A 19278-nucleotide genomic window follows, 5' to 3' on the forward strand; every position below is an offset into this window, starting at 1 on the left:
GGAGATGCGCTCCACATAGGGCTCCCCCAGGCGTATCCCCAGGCCCCCGCCGATGATCACGGCTTCCACATCAAGCAGGTTCACCGCCGACGCGATCCCCGCCCCCAGCATCCGGAGGGCGCGGGCCATGAGCCGCTCGGCCAGTCCATCCTCCTGCTTGAGCGCCCGCAGCCAGATGCCGCTGGTGAGCCGATCCTTGCCGTGCGTCTCCATGAGCTCGAACAGCCGCGTCTTCTCCCCACGGGCCGCGGCCTTGCGCGCCCTGCGCTCCATGGACGCGCGCCCCGCGTACGCCTCCAGGCAGCCGCGCCGCCCGCAGGAGCAGCGCGCGCCGCCCCGCCGCACGACGATGTGGCCGATCTCCCCCGCCGCGCCGCGCCCCGTCCAGCGCCGGCCGTCCAGGTAGATCCCACCGCCCACGCCCGTTCCCCACCACACTCCCAGCAACGAGCGGTATGAGCGCCCCGCCCCCAGCCGCGCCTCCGCCATCAGCGCCACCTGCACGTCGTTGCCCAGGAACACCGGCGCCTTCGCGCGCTTCGAGAGCGCCTCGGCCAGCGGATAGGGCCCCTCCCACCCCGGGAGGTTGCCCGCATGCAGCAACACGCCCGCCTCCGAGTCCACTGCACCGGGAGCCCCCACGCCCACACCCGCGAGCGCCGAGGGCTCCAGCTTCATCATCCGCGTCGCCTCCTGGAGCGTGGCGAACAGCTCCTCGACGATGGCCGGGGGGCCACCCTGCTGCGGCGTGGCTCGCCGGCACTGGCTCATCACTTGACCATTCTCGTCCACCAGCACGGCCTGGATCTTCGTGCCCCCCAGATCGAGCCCCGCAAACACCTGCTGCCTCTCGCCGCCGCGCATGGGGTGCCTCCTCCCCTTCCAGGTTCGCACCGTCGGACGTCGGAGTGACACGCCGTCCCGGGTCGCCGCGACCTTAACCTACCCCCGAGGCCGTCGCGGAGGTAGACACGGACAGCCACCGTAAGATGCTCAACGCCCGGCCAGCCTCGCGCGGCCCGAAGAGGACCTCACCATGGATGACTGGAGCTTCATCGACATTGCCCGCCTCGTGGAGCGCAAGCAGGCCATCGCCGTGGCGGAGCTGGCCAAGGAGAGCCGCCCGCTGGCCGAGGGGTGGATGGCCTTCGACGGGCCGGAGTCCTACGTGAACAAGGCCTGCGGGTTCGGACTCGAGCGGCCGCTCACCGAGCCCGAGCTGGAAGAGCTCGTGACGTTCTTCACCTCGCGGGGGATCGAGCCGCGAGTCGAGCTGAGCCCCTTCGTCGCCCCAGCGCTGCTCGAGGGGCTCGCCCGGCGCGGGTTCGTGCTCCAGCGGTTCGGCAACGTCCTGGCCCGGAAGATCCCCGAGGCGGGCGATCTCCGAGCGCTGCTGCCCCTCGGCTGGCCTGAAGGAGTCACCATCGAGCGGGTCGATCCCCAGGATGACACCACCGCCCGGGAGTACGTCGAGGTCGCCGAGAGCGGCTTCCTCGCGGAAGGTCAGCCCCTGTCTCAGGAGTTCCTGGAGCTGGGGCTCAGGGGCGTGCGCAGGCCCGTGCAGGACGCCTTCGTGGCGCGCCTCGGCCGCGAGGTGATCGGCGCCGGGGGCTGCGAGTCCAGCGGCGGAGTCACCGTCCTGTTCGGCACGTCCGTGAAGCCCGCCTGGCGCGGCCGAGGAATCCAACAGGCGCTGATCGCCGCGCGGCTCGAGCGCGGACGCGAGCGCGGCAGCCGGCTCGCCTGCATCATCTCGGGGCCTGGGATCCCCACGGAGCGAAACGCGGCACGCCTCGGATTCGAGATGGCGTACTCCCGCGTCACCCTGGTGAAGCGCGGCGAGGGCCTGCTGCCCTCGCAGTAGTCTCTCGGCGGCTCACCTCGGCCACACCATCACCCATACCCATACAGGCGACCAGAAGGCCGCCGGGGAAGCACTGCGGACGGTGGACGGCTTGGAGTTTCGGCTCTTGCGGAACTCTTCGAGGTTGATGACTTCGGAAGCCTGGTTCATGGCAGACCTCGCCTTGGGATTTTGGGAGTTGCTGCTTTCAGGATGATTATCGAGGGGTGGCCTCCGCTGGTTGCGCGGATCCCTGTCCGCCAAAGCGGACGGGTACCCTGATGTCTGGGGTTTACCCCCGGTGTAATCAAATCTGGAAAACGAGAATCCTCTGATCTCCCTCTTGAGATCAGGCCCGCTCGGCCGGTACAGTAGGAACCACTTTTGACACTGACACCGTCTCCGTCAGTGCCAAAGCATCGGCCAGATCGGGCTGGCCGCTCCTCAGAGGGGGTCGTCGATGATGAACACCAGGATCGTTGTCGCAGCGCTGGCCATTCTGTGCGCGGTACCCGCCGCCGCTCAGAGCCGCACGCCGTGGCAGATGCACAACGGGAACGAGGTGACGTCTTCCAATCCGCTGGGACTGGTGCGGTTCAACTGCGCGCCGACTCGCCACGGAGACAACTGTGAGTACGACGTGGCCAGCATCCCGGCCGCCTCGGATTCGGACTGGCTGGCGGCGCCCAACGGGGAGACGATCGGCTTTGAGGTCTTCCCCTCGCGCGTCTGTCAGGCGCCGAACCAGTGCCTGAGCTACGGCGACTTCACCTACTTCCAGACCTTCGTGAACGTCCCGTCGAACGTGGCCGTGACGGCGTTCACCATCACCTTCAGCGGCATGGACGATGGCTCGCGGGTGACGATCTTCAACTCGCAGTACCCGGGCGGCCTCGTCATCCCGGGCAGCTACGTGTACCTGGGCGGCAGCGGCACCGCCAACCTCGCCTCGTACGTGAAGTCGGGCGAGAACAACCGTGTGGTCATCACCCAGGTGGATGACTGCTGCACGCACAACCGCCTGCAGAGCGCGGCCGTGGTGCTCAACGGCGAGGTGGTGGACACCGCCTGCAACAGCCCGGCGGACTGCGACGACGGCAACTCCTGCACCACGGACGTCTGCAACACGGACGGCTCGTGCACCAGCGCCGTGCAGTCCTGCGTGAGCGGAGAGGTCTGCGAGCCGAACCCGAACTCCAGCATCAGCTCCAGCGGCAACCCCGTCGGCAACAACGTCAGCATCAGCTCCTGCGAGCCGGGCGCCACCGAGCCCACGCTGGTCGTCAACGGCGACCTGGACATGCTCGTGGAGTGCGGCGAGACGACGTGGACGGATCCGGGCGCCTCGGCGTACGACACCGACTGCTCGCCGATCGAGGTGCACTACTACAACTCGGGCCACGACGCGTACGGCCCGGGCCCGGCCACCTGCGCCGAGGGCCTCTACTATGTGCAGTACATCGCGTGGAACTCGATGGGCCACACGGTGAGCGCCATCCGCAACGTGACGGTGAATGACTCGAAGCCGCCGCAGTTCGCGCTCAAGGGCCCCTCGCACATGGTCCACCAGTGCGGCAGCCAGTGGGTGGATCCGGGTTGGACGGCGTTCGACACCTGCTACGGCGACATCACCCCCGAGGTCCACTGGGAGGGCTTCCCGAACGGCTGGGTCGAGGGCGTCTACACGGTGACGTACACGCTGACGGACAGCGGCGGCAACAGCGCGCCCAACCTGACCCGCACGGTGGAAGTGGTCAACTGCCCCTGGTAGCGAATCCCAGCAGGGCTTGAAGCAAGGGGCCGGGCGTGCCGACGAGTGGCGCCCGGCCCTTCGTGTCTCTGGGGAAAGGTGTCATCACCCGCCATGCCATGAGCCCGGTTCCTCTCGATCAGGCGCGGTGCGCCGTCCCCGTGCACCTGCAGGTGATACTGGTGCTCGCGGCCGTGCTCGGGGCCGCCGGGAGTGCCTCTGCGCTGGAGCCCGGCAAGGCCCTGATCCAGTACCCCCACCGGGCCTGGCAGACAGGAGATGGGCTCCCCCAGAACAGCGTCCTGGTCCTGGCGCAGACGCCCGACGGCTACCTCTGGGGTGGCACCTGGGAAGGACTGGTCCGCTTCGACGGGGTGCGCTTCATCGTCTTCGACAAGACGAACACCCGCGCCCTCCCCGGCCGCTCCGTCCAAGCCCTGGAGGTCGCTCGGGATGGGACGCTGTGGATCGGCATGAACGAGGGCCTTGCTGGCATGCGGCAGGGCTCCTTCTTCCCGGTGGTTCCTCCTCCAGGGACGGACCTGTCCGATCCTCGCGATCTGCTGGCCGCAAGCGACGGAAGCCTGTGGGTGGCCACGGAGGGACACGGAGTCTCGCGGCTCTCCGCCGGTGCCTTCCGGACCTGGACGGCCGCCGAGGGGCTTGCCAGCAACAGCGTATCCTGGCTCAAAGAGGATGCGGCGGGCGCCATCTGGGCGGGCGGAGAGGGAGGCCTGCAGCGGTGGGATGGGAGGACCTGGACGGCTCCCCTCCCGTTCGAGGGCAAGGCCCAGGCGAAGGTGCGCGCACTGGCGCGCGATCCGGAGGGCACAATCTGGGTGGGCCTCGAGGAGGGAGAGGTCTACCAGCTCCGGGATGGGAGCCCGCGGCATGTTCCCGAGGCCAGCATTTCCGGCGCGCCCGTCTCTGCCATCCTCGTGGATCGGGCCGGCAGCCTCTGGGTGGGGAGCCTGGGCCGGGGGGTGCTGCGGTGGGCCCAGGGCCGGCGCACGGAGCTGGCCGCCGGGCACGCGCTAGAAGGCAGCGTGGTGAGCGATCTGCTCGAGGATGCCGAGGGCAACCTCTGGGTGGGAACGGACGCCCGCGGGCTCCACCGCCTCAAGGACGCACCCTTCACTCCCTATGGTCCCCAGGAGGGGCTGGCGCACGAGATGGTGCTGGCCATCCGCGAGACGCGCGATGGCAGCCTGTGGTTTGGGACCGTGGGCGGTGGCGTCACCCGGCTGCAGAGCGACGGGACGATGACGTCCTGGACGATGCGCGACGGGCTCATCCTGGACAGGGTCCGCACCATCGCCGAGGGGCCTGACGGCAGCCTCTGGTTCGGAACGCGGAGCGGCATCAGCCGCTGGCGTGACGGCACGTTCACCTCGTACACCGCCGCGCAGGGGCTGGTGGATGTGCGGGCATACCTGCTGGACGTGGACGCGCGAGGCACGCTCTGGGTCGGCACGCCGACGGGGCTCGCGCGCTGGAGCGGAGATCACTTCGAGCCCTTCACCCCCCGCGGCGGGCTGCCCGGTCAGGACGTCACGCTGATGCGCGCCAGCGCCGCCGGAGGCCTCTGGGTGGGCACGCGGCAAGGGGGCCTGGCCCACGTCATCGATGGGCAGAGCACTGTGCTGGCTGCTGAGAACGGGCCGCTGAACATCAAGCTCCTGTCCCTCCACGAGGACGAAACCGGCACGCTGTGGATCGGCACTGACGATGGCTTCTTCCGCTGGAAGGAAGGGCAGTTCCGCCGCTTCTCCGTTGCGGAGGGGCTCTTCGACGAGCGCGTGTTTCAGGTCCTCGCGGACGATCACGGCAACCTGTGGATGAGCAGCAACAAGGGCATCTCCCGCGTGGCGCAGGCGGAGCTGGAGGCCGTGGCCGAGGGCCGGCTCGAGCGCGTCACTGCCCGCGCCTACGGGGCGGAGGATGGGATGCGCTCCGAGGAGTGCAACGCCCTGGGCTCCCCCGCCGGGTGGAAGGATCGGAGCGGGCGGCTCTGGTTTCCCACCATCCGTGGCGCCGTCAGCTACACGCCAGGGCCCGAGGCTGCACGTGCGCGCCCACCGCCGGTGCTCATCGAGGAGCTCCGCGTGGACGGACGCACGATCCTCGCCACGGAGCTGGAGCGCATTCCTCGAAGAGACGGAAGGATCGAGCTCCACTACACGTCGGCCGGCCTGCGCGCGCCACAGCAGCTGCGCTTCCGCTACCGGCTTGAAGGGGTGGACGAGGACTGGGTGCAGGCCGGCACCCGCCGCATGGCCTGGTACACCCGCCTGCCACCCGGGGCGTACCGGTTCCAGGTGGAGGCGGAGTACGCGGATGGAGGTGGGTCCGCCCCGAGCGCGGCGCTGACGTTCTACCTCGAGCCCCTCTTCCACGAGACGTGGTGGTTCCGTGTGGCGTGCTCGCTGGCCATCGTGCTGCTGGTGGCCGGCGCCCTGTGGCTGCGCCTGCGCCGGGGCCGCGAGCGGGAGCTCGAGCTGCAGGGCCGCGTCGATCAGCGCACCACCGAGCTGGCCACCGTCAACGCGGCTCTGCAGGGGCGTCTCCAGGAGCTGCAGGCCACGCGAGAGCGGCTCGTCCACGCGGAGAAGCTGGCGGCGGTGGGCACCCTGGCCGCAGGCGTGGGGCACGAGCTCAACAACCCCCTGGCCTTCGTCATCTCCAACCTCCACTACGTGGCCTCGGAGGTGCGCGAGCTCCATGTCCGCGCCGAGGATCGCGCGCGCTGGGAGGAGGTGGAGCAGGCGCTCGACGAGGCCTTGCAAGGCACCGATCGGATGCGCCGCATCATCCAGGATCTCCGGACGTTCTCTCGTACGCAGCCACGACAGTCCACGCAGCTCAACCTGCACCCGGTGCTGGAGCTGGCAGCCAGCCTCGCGAGCGCGGAGATCCTTCCCCGCGCCCGGCTCGTGAAGGACTACGGCTCGCCGCTCCTCGTGCTGGGAGATGAGACGCAGCTGGGCCAGGTGTTCCTCAACCTGCTGGTCAACGCCGCCCAGGCCATCCCCGAGGGCCACCCGGAGCAGAACGAGATCCGCGTCACCGCGCGCAGGGACGCGCAGGGCCAGCTCGTGGTGTCGGTGAGCGACACCGGCGCGGGGATCGCCCCGGACGTGCTGCCGCGCATCTTCGAGCCCTTCTTCACCACCAAGCCCGTGGGCATCGGCATCGGGCTGGGGCTGGCCCTCTGTCACTCCTACCTGAAGGCCATGGGCGGAGACATCCGCGTGCGCAGCGAGCTGGGACGGGGCACCACCTTCGAGGTGGTGCTGCCCTCCCCGCCCTGAGCGTCAGTGGGACTCCAGCTCTTCCATCTCCCCGTCATCGGGAGAAGCGGGAGGCGCCACGGCAGGCAGGCGCGTGAGGTTCCACGGCTCTCCCGCCTTCCACGCTACCTCGCCAGACAGGCCCCAGCCGGCACGCACGGCCTCCCGGCCCTCGTACTCCAGCCAGAAGACGGCTTCGTCCGGCCGGGCGGACTGATCCAGGCAGGCGATACGCGACACCGGCCGGTGGCCCTCACCGCCCAGCGACACCGCGAAGCCCTTGTGCGAGTGCCCACACAGCACCCACCGCGGCCGGATCGTGTCCACCAGCCGGCGGGTGATCGGGTTGCCGATCCAGTAGGAAGGCAGGGGGCGCGTGGTGGACAGCCCCTCGTCCCGGGCCCGCTGGACGATGCCCCGGGGCCACTCATGCACCAGGAAGAGGTCCAGGTCCCGGAGGTTCGAGATCCGCTCCACCTCGGGCCCACGGAAGTAGCCGGCCTGCTTCGCCGTGTCGAGCGACGTGGGCCGCTTCAGCGGCTGATCGAAGAAGCGGGGCGCGTGGATGCCCGACAGGTAGCCGATCTTCAGCCCCCTCAGCTGCCGCAGCCCCGCACGCCCCAGGTAGTGCACGTTCGGCGCCAGCTCGAAGCCCCCGGGCGCGTCGTGCAGCGCCTCGAAGTCCTCGTTGTTGCCGCCGATGAAGTACAGCGGACGCTTCATCCGCGTCTTCCCGTCCGCGTACTCGGCGAACTCGGCCGGCATGGCGCGCTTGGCCGCCTTGCGCCGGTGGTCATCCGCCCGCCGGAACGCCTCCACGTCCCCCACCGCCAGCACCAGATCCACGGGCCTACCGCGCGCCGCTTCCAGCGCATCCATCCACGCCTCCACTCGGTGGAAGCGGCCATGGATGTCTCCTACTCCAACGACAAGCAGGGATTCTGGAGGCATCGTCCGCCCTTCAAACTGCCGTGCACCAACCCCCATGTCGAGGGAGAATTCCCTACTCCTGGCCAGAAACAGTGGGAGACGAAAAAAACGATGGGGACGCCCTGGCGAGGACGCCCCCGGAGACCTCACAGGTTGCCTTCCAGCGCTAGCACCCGAGAGGGTACGTCACCTCGATGTAGGAGCCCGGAGGCGGCGCGGCCCCCAGGTCGAAGACGATGGTGGAGTTGGAGGGCTCGTAGTGCCAGCCCGTCGTCACGTCCACCCCGTTGATGCGCACGGTGATCTGCGCCGGGTCCGCCGGCTCATCCGAGAGCGGGAAGTGACGCTTGGGACCGAAGGCGCTGTCGGAGAGCTTCTTGAGGGACTCGGCCCAGTTCGGGGTGCAGATGCTCTCCACGACGCCGCCCGTGGCGTTGGCCAGCTGGATGTAGCGGGTGCCGGAGCTGCTCGCGGTGGAGCAGGAGGCCAGGTCCTGCGGGCCTGCGATGGCGGAGATGCTCAGCTTGGCGGCGTCATTGTCCTTCAGGGACTTGAAGTAGGTCTCATAGAAGGACACCGGCTGCGTGGAGAAGTCCTCCTCGTCGGTGACGAAGATGATGGCCAGCCGCGCGTCCTCGCGGAGGAACCCGCCGTTGCCGTCGCCCGCCTGCGCGGTGCGCGGGTCATCCAGGCTGTGCAGCAGCGGATCCGAGAGGGCCCGGTAGGCAGCCTCGAGCCCCTGCTCATTCCAGTGGCACACGCCCACGTGGGTGTTGCTGGCGAAGACGGCCGACGCGTTCGGCGTGCGAGGGGTGATGATGCGCGGGGTGGAGCCGTTCACGGGGAAGAGCCGGCCGTTCTCGCCGCCCTCGGCGCCGCCCGGGCACTGGGACCAGCCGCCCGAGGACACATCCAGGCCCGTGGTGGTGACGCCGATGTGGTAGTCCACGCCCGAGGCCGTGGCCGCCGTCATGAAGGCCGCGAAGTTGGCACCCAGGCTCTGCTGCTCCTCCATCATCGAACCGGAGTTGTCCACGACGAAGAGCACGTCGACCTGGGCCCCCGCCTCCTGGAGGAAGGAGTCCACCTGCTGGGCGGTGGCGGAGGCCCGGCCGATGAGGCTCGCCGTGTAGAGGGAGCCCTCGCCCAGATCGAAGCGCAGCGCCGCCAGGTCCTCCCCTTCATCCGTCGGCTCGTACCTCGTGTGGAGGCGGAAGTGCTGTCCGGGCTGGATCGTCACCGGGAAGTCGGGCCCGTCAGAGACCTCTATCTCCTCGGAGTCCCGCTCCAGCAGCATCCCCTGCACGGTGATGGGCCCGGCGCAGCGGTTGTAGGCCAGGAGATCGCGAGTGCGGGGCTCGCACGTGAGCTTGGTGAGGCCGAACTCGACATGGGTGGGCTGCAAGGAGAAGCACCCCTGCACCCCCTCGCCCTGCACAACCACGGTGGGGTGACCGGAGGACGGGTGGTTCACCCAACCCTCGACCAGCCCGCCGAAGGGCGCCTCCGCGTCCGGCTTGAAGCGGACGAGCAGCGTGGCCCGCTGCCCGGGCAGCACCAGCCGGCTCTCCACCTTCGTGGAGCTGAAGACGCCATCCGAGCCCGCCGCCAGCTGCAGGCTGGACAGGAAGCAAGCCGTGGAGCCGGTGTTGCGCAGGGACACCCCCAGCGACACCTCCGAGCCCACCGGCACCCGGCCGAAGTCGAGCGTCTCCGGCGTGAGCGCGTACTGGCAGGGCGGGAAGACCTTGCCGAGGCCCTTGAGCACCACGCCCTCCGTCGAGGCGGCGCTGCCCTGGCGCACCGTCACCCCCAGCACGCCCATGCCCTCGCCCGCGCCGGAGCGGGGGGTGAAGGTGATGCCCACGGGGGCGGACTTGCCCGGATCGATGGGCTGGCTCGCTGGCGCCTGCGCCAGCGTGAAGAAGCCACCCTTCTGGGTGTCGATCCTCAGATCGCTCAGCAGCACCTGGGTGCGGCACCGGTTGATGACCTCCACCTGACGGGTGGCCGACATGCCCTCCGCCACCTCACCGAAGTCGATCATCCGCGGCTGCACGGCGATGCACGACGAGCCGCCCTCGCCCACCAGGGCCACCTTGGGCCCGGGCGCCGTGGAGCCGGTGGCACGGACCTGGATCTCCACCCGGCCCTCGGGCACGCGCCCCTGCGCCACCGGCGTGAAGGCCACGCGGATCTCCGCCGCGTCCCCAGGCTTCAGCGTGCCGCCCTGTGCCCCCGGCGCGCTCACCACGCGGAAGGTGCCGCTCGCGTCGGAGACGATGCTCGCGCCCGTGTAGCTCATCGGCTCGGAGCCCAGGTTGCGCACCACGATGCGCTCCTCGGCGGTGGCACCCACGGCCACGCGGCCGAAGTCCACGCGCACCGGAGAGATCTCCAGCTGGGACGCGACGCCCGTGCCCGTGAGCGCGACGCTGGCGGGCTCACACCCCTCGCACACCGCCACGCGAACCTCCGCCATCGCCGAGCCCAGCCGGTTGGGCTTGAAGGCCATGGGGATCGTCAAGTCCGTGCCCGCCTGCAGCACCATGTCCTTGCTGGCCAGGCTGGAGGAGAACTGATCGGCATCTGTCCCCACCACCTCCAGGCGCAGCAGGCTGTCCACGCTCGTGGGGTTGTGCAGCACCAGATCGCGCACCTCCACGGTGTCCAGCTGCACATTGCCGTAGTCGAGCGCCGGGGACTTCACCTCGATCAACGCCTTGACGCCCTGGCCAGAGAAGCTCACCTGCGAGCCCTTCTCCCCGGAGTCCGCGTCCGTGAAGATCTCCACCACCCCCTGCACCGCGCCCTCCACCTCGGGCTTGAAGCGCACCTCCAGCTCGGACTCGCCGCCCGAGCTCAGGGAGAAGGGCTCGAAGGGTGGCACCTCCACATTGGGCACGCTGGAGAGCGCTGCTTCGATGCGCACCGGCGCGCGGCCCCCGTTGGCCAGCCGGAGCTTCACCGTCTTCGTCGATCCCACCGCCGCCGGACCGAACTCGAGCACCTCGGGCCGAGCCGCGAATGCGGCCCGCGCGCCCCGGCCGCTCGAGCCCTGACGATCACACCCGCCCGTCGCCACCGCCACGCACGCCCACGCCGCCAGGACCAACCACCGCCATCCCCACATAATCGCCGCCTCCCGAATCCTTCGACGCAGGGAGGCATGTGCAACTGGGATGCCTGACCGGAGAAGACGAGGACTCAACGAGGCAACCGAGCCGACCACCGTGGGCAAAAACACGGACTCCGGGTGGAAAGAAAGTACCCAGCACGAAGGTCTCGGAAGTTCTTTCCGGAGTGCTCGACACAGGACGGAAGAAAGCGGCCCTTGTTTACGCGCCTGGCCGCCCTGACGGCTTGGGCGGGGGTGAGAGCAGCCTGGCGAGGATGCCTGTTCCCCAGAGCACACCGGCCACGCACACCACCGCACCCACGAGGGCGAGCGGCGCCACGGGCTCGGCGAGGAAGAACGCCCCCAGCGCCCAGGAGAAAGCAGGGGTGAGCTGCGAGCCCACGCCGCCCATGGCCGTGGTGACGTAGCCCATGGCGTAGGTGAAGAGCATCTGCGCCACCGCCGAGGCGAGCCCCACGCCCACCAGGAGCAGCGCTGTGTGCGGGGTGAGGGGCCGCCAGTCCGCGATGGCGAAGGGCAGCCCGAACAGCAGGCCAAAGGCACAGAAGGAGAGGAAGACGGTGGCCGCGTCCGTGTCATTGCGCAGGGCGCGCATGGCGACGACGGCCGCGCCGCTGAAGACGGCCGAGAGCATGCCCGCCCCTGCGCCTACGCCGAAGGAGATCGCCGGCATCTCCAGGGAGGTGCCCCAGATGACGAGCCCCGCGCCCACCGTGGCGGCCACGAGCCCGCCCAGCAGGTGTCCGCTGACGCGCTCCTCCAGGAAGAAGAAGCCCAGGATGGCGCCAAAGATGGGCCAGCAGGCGTTGAGCAGCACGGCAGGCCCCACCGCGAGCTGCTCGATGCAGAAGAAGTAGAGGTAGACGGAGGCGCCACCGAAGATGCCGCGCAGCGCCCACAGCCCCGGGCGGCCAAAGCGAGGCCTGCGCCCCACGATCGAGTAGTAGACGGCCAAGAACAGCAGGCCCACGACGAAGCGGCCGCACACCACCTGGCCCACCGAGAGCAGGCCCGAGAGCATCCGAGCAAACAGCGCCATCAGGGCAAACAGGAAGCTGGCGAAGACGAGCAGTGGCAGGCCACGCCAGCTCTCGGGGAGGACAAAGCCCTTCATTCGAGTGCGCGCACCTTACCTCACCTGGAGGGCCTTGTCGGCGAACCTCCGTCCGGGCGTCCGCCACCATCCCAGGGGGCAGCGGGGCCTGCATCACGCACATCGGAGGGTAGAAGCTGAGGCGTACTCCCCGCGTCCCGCCTCCTTAGAAACTCTGGGAGTGGAGACATGGGCTCACCGCTAACGGCTCCTATCAAGGAAGCAGGAACCTCCTCTCCCAGCGTCTCCTGGGCTCCGGCATCCGCTCTCTGCGGGTGCGAAGGTCCTCCAGGTTCGCCATCAAACACGCGCCGGAGAATACGGCCATCCGTACTGATCGCATATTGCACGCCCGAATCAAACATCAGCACCTTGCGCTCGCAAGCGCTGGGGTTGGCATCAATGCGAACAAAGACGATGTCTCCCTGGCGAATGACCCGGTACAGCTGCGCCTCTTGCCTGTCCCAGCACTGCCGCTCCTTGGAGAATGGAGGAATGAAGTCATTGGCGGCAATCGCAATGGCCCGGAGTATCACCCCATCCAATTCATAGGGCTGCCCCTGCTCTCCAACCACGATCGGGAAGCGATCAAAGAACTCCGGGAACACGACGGACTCGTCCTCTTGCGACATTCCTGGCGCCGGGGAGGAGCTTCGCAAGCAGCTCATGAACATCATGGCAGCCACCAGGGGAAGGTTTCTCATGGTACTGCCCCCTTGGAGCAGGGCGCATGTGTGCTCTCGATAGAGAACCGCACACCATCTTCCGCCCATACGACGCGGCCAGTCTGCTCGCAGACCCATCTGCCTTGGGCATGAGTCCACTTCAATATCTGGCTGGTTGCCGGAATGTATTGGTGGAAGCCGTCACAGGTCGGGGCGCCACGATCATTCGAGAAGAACGCAACCGTGGAAAGCCGGCTGACGCCATCTTTCGTCTCGCTCTCAAAACCGTGGTTGTGCACCTCGGAGACGATAAACCGGATGTCGTTAACAGACAGAGGATCGTCATACAGGTGGTTATGGAGCGCACAAATATATTTGATACTGTCAGGAGGGTACCGCCGATCCTCCACGATTGACGGGAGGTAACAGGTCTTGCTCCTGTCTGCAGGGTCCACTCTCGACTGATCGGTCAGCTTGCTGAGCTCGTACTTCTGGTCTGGAGTGTAATATATCCAGGCGCAGTACTCGCTTCCTACTCGCCAGTAGACGTCAAAGCTTGGTTGATCTCTGCGCCCGGCAACTGCGTTCGGCTTTGTGAGAATCTTGTTGCAGGCCGCGAGCAGCGCATCCTGAAAGGAGTTGAATGGCTCAAGCAGTGGCCCTGGGATCCTTTCCAGATATGGCTCATCAGGACCAGGACGCACAATGTCACGATCCGTTGCGCTGGTCGATGAGCATCCCAACGCGAATAGCATGAGGAGGCCTCGGTGCATCTGCCTATTCAAAAGCAATGAACCATTCATCACATAACCTCAGGAAACCTTGGCCTCAAACTATCCCACGCATTCGCAGAACCGAGCGGAGAGCCATGTCAAGCGTGGGGGAGACCGCCTCCCTGCGCTTGGACGGTATATGCTCTAAGCAGATGGTCAACGCCCAATTGATGGCGCTCAAGCGCTTGGCCCACGTTCCGCTCAGACAAATTTTGAAGATCTTGGGTAAAGAACTCTCCAAAGAACGCTCGGACGTTTGCAACGAGCTTGTCGAGTCCTTTCTTCTGGAGAACCGTAGTCGGTTGAAGTAGCGCAGCTGCACTCGCAAGCTTCTTGGGAGGGATGACTAGAACGCACTCAGCAATCACTCCTGGATAATGCTTAATGAACCACGCGGCCGACCGGTTCATCTGCTCTGATTCACGCTTCTCGATCTCCGCTCGCTCAACCTTTACTTCGCTTTTGCATTCAACAATGAGGCAGTGGTTGTCACGAATGCGCCAGAGATTGTCTGGCCCTTCTTTCCACTCTTTATCGGGTCGCTCACAGGCAAAACCCAGTGCTTCGCCCAAGCGATGAAAAGCTGCCTCGAATACTTCTGCATCGACCCCAAACCGCAAGTCTGACAATAGCGCCTCAATACTGACAGTAAGAGCAGATGGATCCTCGTGCTTCTTCAGCCAGTCGATCACCTTCTCGACCCGCTTCTGCGCAAACGGGAGTTGAGGCACCTTCGCTGAGCTACTGTTCGGCAATAGGAGAAAGTGGTTCTTGCGATGTGCAGTGGTCTGCATCTCTTGGGATTTGACCTTGCTCGACCGATAAAGATGCCGGGCCATTTCCTGTAGGTACCAGCCCTTTTCTGCTTCGGTTGAGACGTGCTTATCGCTGAGTTGCTGCGTGATGTTTGCAGCGTCTTCGTATCTTCTTTCCAGTGCTGCTACCTCTGCCTTGAGTTCCAGAGCAAAAATTTCCAGTCTCTTCGGTGCCGCAGCAGGATCGGCGAGTTTATCCATGTGCTCGATGTAGTAGGCTTTCCAGCCGTCGTCCCGCTTCAGACATTGGGACAAAAGTGTATTCAGGACGGCCTCCGGTTGCATACCCTTTTCCAAGTCCTCTTGAGCGAATCCGGCAACATCCAAACCAATCTCAATTTGCTGCCGGGTCTGAGGGGAGAGATAGGCTCGCGAGTCTGGCATCCGAACGAAGCGCACGAGACTCGTTCCGATCAAAAGCACGACACTATAGTCTTTTTCCCCACGGACGCTGCGTCCCATTCCTTGCTCGATCGTTCGCGCGACTCTGACGGCAACCGCTTCAGTGTTGGGAAGGCAGCGCTCTAGGTGGCGCTCATAGAGGGACTCGCCATAGGGACGCGAGTCGAGGATAAGGACTCGACAGGAATTATCGGGCAGATCGATACCATCATACCGGTTCGCCACCACAAGAGGGACTTCGCAATCTCCCTCGCGAAGGCCCTTGACCTGATCATAAATCGTGTCTGTATCAGCAGTGACAGCGCCGTATTTCTGCCAGTCCACAGAGCCCTTGAAAGAAGGAGTAAGCGCAACAACCCCATACTTTCTTCCACTTGCTGGTTTTCCGAACCGCGCGACTATGGCACTGCGGTCCAGTTCCTCTGAAAGAAGCGATGGGATCAGCACCATCTTCTCGCCGGACCACTTCTCGGTGAAACTGAGTGGGTTCTGGACTGTGTCAGGAGAGATCCCCATGCCTTTAATAAGGAATGAGTCATCCGAAATGGTAGCGGACATGAAGACGCGGTGCTTGGCTTGGTCGTAAGAACCAAAAGTGGCTAGCGGTGGCAATCTTGGGAAGATCTCAAGCGAAGTCCCAGAAACCAAGCACTCGCAATCGGCCAGCACATCTTTGATCAATGGCCAAGCGAACTTGATCTCCTTTGAGGCCGAGTGGCTTGACAGGATCTTGGCGATATCGGAGGTCCGATCAATCCAGTCCCAATAAGGTACCGGCAAGAGCGCTTCATAAACCCCATTCACGAGGTCAGCATATGAACCCTGCCCCTGACTCTCCAATGAACTACTAAAAAGATTCACTAGGTCTGAGTACGCTTGCGAGCCACGCGAAAGGCGAATAGTGCATGCATCTCGAATCGAATTTATGCACGCATGTACGTCATCAATGACGACGGCCCCAACTTTGGTTGCCCTGCCGTGCAAACCAAATTTAGTCAATCCATTAAAGACCTTCTGAACAGACGTGATCAGGATCGATTTTCCCTCAATGAAATTCGCCGGGAGTTCGTCGCCTCCGCCAATTGTTTCACAATTGAAACCAAATTGCTGCGCTTGGAGGGCGGTCTGCTCCACAAGGAAGTTGTCAGGACACAGGTAGAGTGCGGGTCCAAGCTTCTCGTTGATTTTGGATTGAAGAACAAGAAGACCGATGAGCGTTTTGCCCTGTCCTGTATGGAGTTTGACAATAACGTCTTTCTTGGCACGCGCCTTTGAGTGCCATTCTTTGAGTACGGCCTCTTGCGCGCGTCGAAGTTCCCCCTTATCGCTGGCTCGGTCCAATCCGTTGTAGATTTCCAATGGGTCAAGAGGTTGTTTGCCAGAACCACCACCCAAACGCTTTCGGAAGTCGACCATTTAGGGCCTCGCCTGATTTCCAATTTTCCTTCGACTATAGGCTTATAGCCTGAGCTCCCCAGTCTGTCTGAAGATGCGCTTACGCCCGAGTACTTTCCGGCTTAACGGATGCCTGGCTAGACGCACGCCAAGCGTGTAGGCAAAGAGAGCCCCAGGGGTTACATGCGCTCTCCTTGCATCCTCGACGAGGGGAGTAGAACGCCCTTGTGCCCTACCGCTCGCTTGGCCGCCCGCCCGCTGAGATAAGGAATTCACCTTGGAAATCAGGATGTTCAAGAACACCCCACACACAAAACACAGAAAGTGCCTCACCGGAACGCCCTTTCAGTGCTAGACCGCGCGCCCAATATGTCCGAGCCCGACGTCATCACCATTCGTGGAGCCAAGGAGCACAACCTCAAGAACGTCTCGCTGGAGATCCCGAAGAAACAGCTCGTGGTCTTTACTGGGGTGTCTGGTTCGGGGAAGAGCTCGCTGGCGTTCGATACCCTCTATGCGGAGGGCCAGCGCCGTTACGTGGAGAGCCTCTCGGCCTATGCCCGGCAGTTCCTCGGGCAGATGGAGAAGCCCAAGTACGACACGCTGCGGGGGCTCTCGCCCACCATCTCCATCGAGCAGAAGGCGGCCAGCAACAACCCGCGCTCCACGGTGGGCACGGTGACAGAGGTGCACGACTACCTGCGCGTGCTCTACGCCTCCATCGGCCTGCAGCACTGCCCCAACTGCGGCCGCAAAGTCGGCAAGCAGAGCGCGCAGCAGATCGTGGAGGAGATCCTCAAGGCCCCGGCGGGCACCAAGGTGCAGCTGCTGGCGCCGATCGTCACCAACCGCAAGGGCGAGCACAAGGAGCTGCTCGTCGACGCACAGAAGAAGGGATTCTCGCGGGCCCGCATCGACGGGAAGCTGAAGAGCCTGGAGGAGAAGATCGAGCTGGACAAGAAGTCCAAGCACGACATCGCGCTCATCATCGACCGGCTGGTGCTCAAGCCGGACCTCCGCACGCGGCTGACGGACTCGGTGGAGACGGCGCTGCGCGAGGGCAAGGGCATCCTGATCGTCACGGACGAGACGGGGGCGGCCTCCGCGGATCGCGTCATGAGCGAGCTGAACGCGTGCCACACCTGCGGCCTGTCGTTCGGAGAGCTGACGCCGGCGTCCTTCTCCTTCAACAACCCGCTGGGCATGTGCACGGACTGCAACGGCCTGGGGACGAAGGCGGAGATGGATCCGGATCGGATCGTCCCGGATCCGTCGCGGACGGTGCGGGACGGCGCCATCGAGCCGTGGGCGAGCGGGATGAACAAGGGCGAGGGCTGGACGGCGGACTTCGTGGAGAGCCTGGCCGAGGCCTTCAAGATCGATCTGGACGTGCCGTACGGGAAGCTGACGGAGCGCGAGAAGAACACGCTCATGTACGGCTCGAGCGGGAAGACGTTCACCGTGAAGTGGGGCGAGGGCGGGCGCTACAAGATGGAGTGGGAGGGCCTGGTCCACAAGCTGATGCGCAGCTTCAAGACGACCACCTCCGAGTCCATGCGGACGTACTACCAGAAGTTCTTCAGCGACAAGCCCTGCCCCACGTGCAAGGGCGATCGCCTGAAGCCGGAGAGCCGCGCGGTGAAGGTGCACGGACACTCGCTGGTGGAGCTGAGCAAGCTCACCATCGGCGAGGCGCTGCGCTTCCTCACGGAGCTGAAGCTGACGGAGAACGAGCGGAAGATCGCCACGGAGCTGCTCAAGGAGATCCGCAGCCGGCTGTCCTTCCTGGTGGATGTGGGGCTGGGGTACCTGACGCTGGACAGGACGGCGTCCACGCTGTCAGGTGGCGAGAGCCAGCGCATCCGGCTGGCCTCGCAGATGGGCAGCGAGCTGACGGGCGTCATCTACATCCTGGACGAGCCCTCGATCGGCCTGCACCAGCGCGACAACGGCAAGCTGCTGGCCACGCTCAAGCGGCTGCGGGACCTGGGTAACTCCGTCATCGTCGTGGAGCATGACGAGGAGACGATGGAGGAGGCGGACTGGCTGGTGGACTTCGGGCCTGGGGCGGGCGAGCTGGGCGGCCAGGTGGTGGCCCAGGGCACGCCGCAGCAGGTGATGGAGGACGAGCAGAGCCTCACGGGCGCATACCTCTCGGGGCGCAAGGAGATCGAGATCCCCGAGAAGCGGCGCAAGCCGGGCAAGCAGAAGATCGTCATCCAGGGAGCGAGGGAGAACAACCTGAAGGATCTGGACGTGGAGCTCCCACTGGGGGTGCTCGTGTCCGTGACGGGGGTGTCCGGCGCGGGCAAGTCCACGCTGATCAACGAGATCCTGTACCCGGCCCTGGCGCGGCAGCTCTACGAGAGCCGCGAGGTGCCGGGCCGGCACAAGTCGATCCAGGGCATGGAGCACCTGGACAAGGTGATCGACATCGATCAGCGGCCCATCGGACGGACGCCGCGCAGCAACCCAGCCACGTACACGAAGGTGTTCGACTCGATCCGCGAGGTGTTCGCGCTGACACCGGAGGCGCGGGCGTTCGGGTACACGGCGGGACGGTTCTCGTTCAACATCAAGGGCGGGCGCTGCGAGTCGTGCGAGGGCGACGGCGTGAAGCTGGTGGAGATGCACTTCCTGGCGGACGTGTACGTGCCGTGCGAGGTGTGCCAGGGCAAGCGCTTCAACGAGGCGACGCTGCGGGTGCGCTACAAGGGGAAGAACATCGCCGAGGTGCTCGAGATGAGCGTGCGCGAGGCGATCGAGCACTTCGGAGCACACCGGGACATCATGCGCGTGCTCCAGACGCTGCAGGACGTGGGGCTGGGGTACATCCGGCTGGGGCAGAGCTCACCGACGCTGTCGGGCGGTGAGGCACAGCGCATCAAGCTGGCGCGCGAGCTGGCACGGGTGGCCACGGGCCGGACGCTCTACATCCTGGACGAGCCGACCACGGGCCTGCACTTCGAGGACATCCGCAAGCTGCTGCTGGTGCTGAACCGGCTGGTGGAGGCGGGGAACTCGGTGCTGGTGATCGAGCACAACCTGGACGTGATCAAGACTTCGGACTGGGTGATCGACATGGGACCGGAAGGCGGCGAGGGCGGGGGACGGGTGGTGGCGTGTGGAACGCCGGAGGCAGTGGCGGCCTGCGCCGAGAGCCATACCGGAGCCTTCCTGAGA

Annotated in this window: 10 protein-coding genes; 4 read left to right on the top strand and 6 right to left on the bottom strand. The window is 65.7% G+C overall.

Annotated features, from left to right (window positions below; genetic code table 11):
* Positions 1–864: ROK family protein (locus VD972_RS37195; protein WP_324993571.1), on the bottom strand; the 864-nt coding region annotated here is incomplete at its 3' end.
* A gap of 172 nt (positions 865–1036) precedes the next feature.
* Here VD972_RS37195 and VD972_RS37200 point away from each other — a divergent pair.
* Positions 1037–1864 carry a GNAT family N-acetyltransferase gene (locus VD972_RS37200; protein WP_324993572.1) on the top strand — a complete coding sequence of 276 codons (828 nt, stop codon included), beginning with the start codon at positions 1037–1039 and terminating at the stop codon, positions 1862–1864.
* A 12-nt stretch (positions 1865–1876) separates the two neighbouring features.
* Here the strand turns inward: VD972_RS37200 and VD972_RS37205 are convergent, their stop codons facing one another.
* Positions 1877–2014, bottom strand: coding sequence for a hypothetical protein (locus tag VD972_RS37205; RefSeq protein ID WP_324993573.1), 138 nt, complete (start codon positions 2012–2014; stop codon positions 1877–1879).
* 289 nt (positions 2015–2303) lie between these two features.
* Here VD972_RS37205 and VD972_RS37210 point away from each other — a divergent pair, with 289 nt between their 5' ends.
* Positions 2304–3614 carry a DUF5011 domain-containing protein gene (locus VD972_RS37210; RefSeq protein WP_324993574.1) on the top strand — a complete coding sequence of 437 codons (1311 nt, stop codon included), beginning with the start codon at positions 2304–2306 and terminating at the stop codon, positions 3612–3614.
* 35 nt (positions 3615–3649) lie between these two features.
* Positions 3650–6904: a sensor histidine kinase gene (locus VD972_RS37215; protein WP_324993575.1), complete on the top strand. Its 3255-nt coding sequence runs from the start codon at positions 3650–3652 to the stop codon at positions 6902–6904.
* Between the two features lie 3 nt (positions 6905–6907).
* On the opposite strand, the gene VD972_RS37220 is transcribed toward VD972_RS37215, so the two are convergent.
* From VD972_RS37220 to VD972_RS37235, 4 genes are all read right to left on the bottom strand, one after another.
* A complete protein-coding gene (locus VD972_RS37220) occupies positions 6908–7834 on the bottom strand; it encodes a metallophosphoesterase (protein ID WP_324993576.1) in 927 nt (308 codons plus the stop codon).
* Positions 7835–7979: 145 nt separating this feature from the next.
* Positions 7980–10946: a choice-of-anchor D domain-containing protein gene (locus tag VD972_RS37225; protein WP_324993577.1), complete on the bottom strand. Its 2967-nt coding sequence runs from the start codon at positions 10944–10946 to the stop codon at positions 7980–7982.
* A gap of 205 nt (positions 10947–11151) precedes the next feature.
* Positions 11152–12066 (bottom strand): DMT family transporter, encoded by a 915-nt coding sequence (locus VD972_RS37230; protein WP_324993578.1) that lies wholly within the window; start codon positions 12064–12066, stop codon positions 11152–11154.
* A gap of 1515 nt (positions 12067–13581) precedes the next feature.
* Complete coding sequence (locus tag VD972_RS37235) at positions 13582–16116, bottom strand: DEAD/DEAH box helicase (RefSeq protein WP_324993579.1); 2535 nt, start codon at positions 16114–16116, stop codon at positions 13582–13584.
* Between the two features lie 348 nt (positions 16117–16464).
* On the opposite strand from VD972_RS37235, the gene uvrA reads away from it, so the two are divergent.
* On the top strand, positions 16465–19278 hold a 2814-nt coding region (gene uvrA, locus VD972_RS37240; RefSeq protein WP_324993580.1), incomplete at its 3' end, for an excinuclease ABC subunit UvrA.

It is taken from the genome of Hyalangium sp., assembly GCF_035629615.1.
Classification (GTDB): domain Bacteria; phylum Myxococcota; class Myxococcia; order Myxococcales; family Myxococcaceae; genus Hyalangium.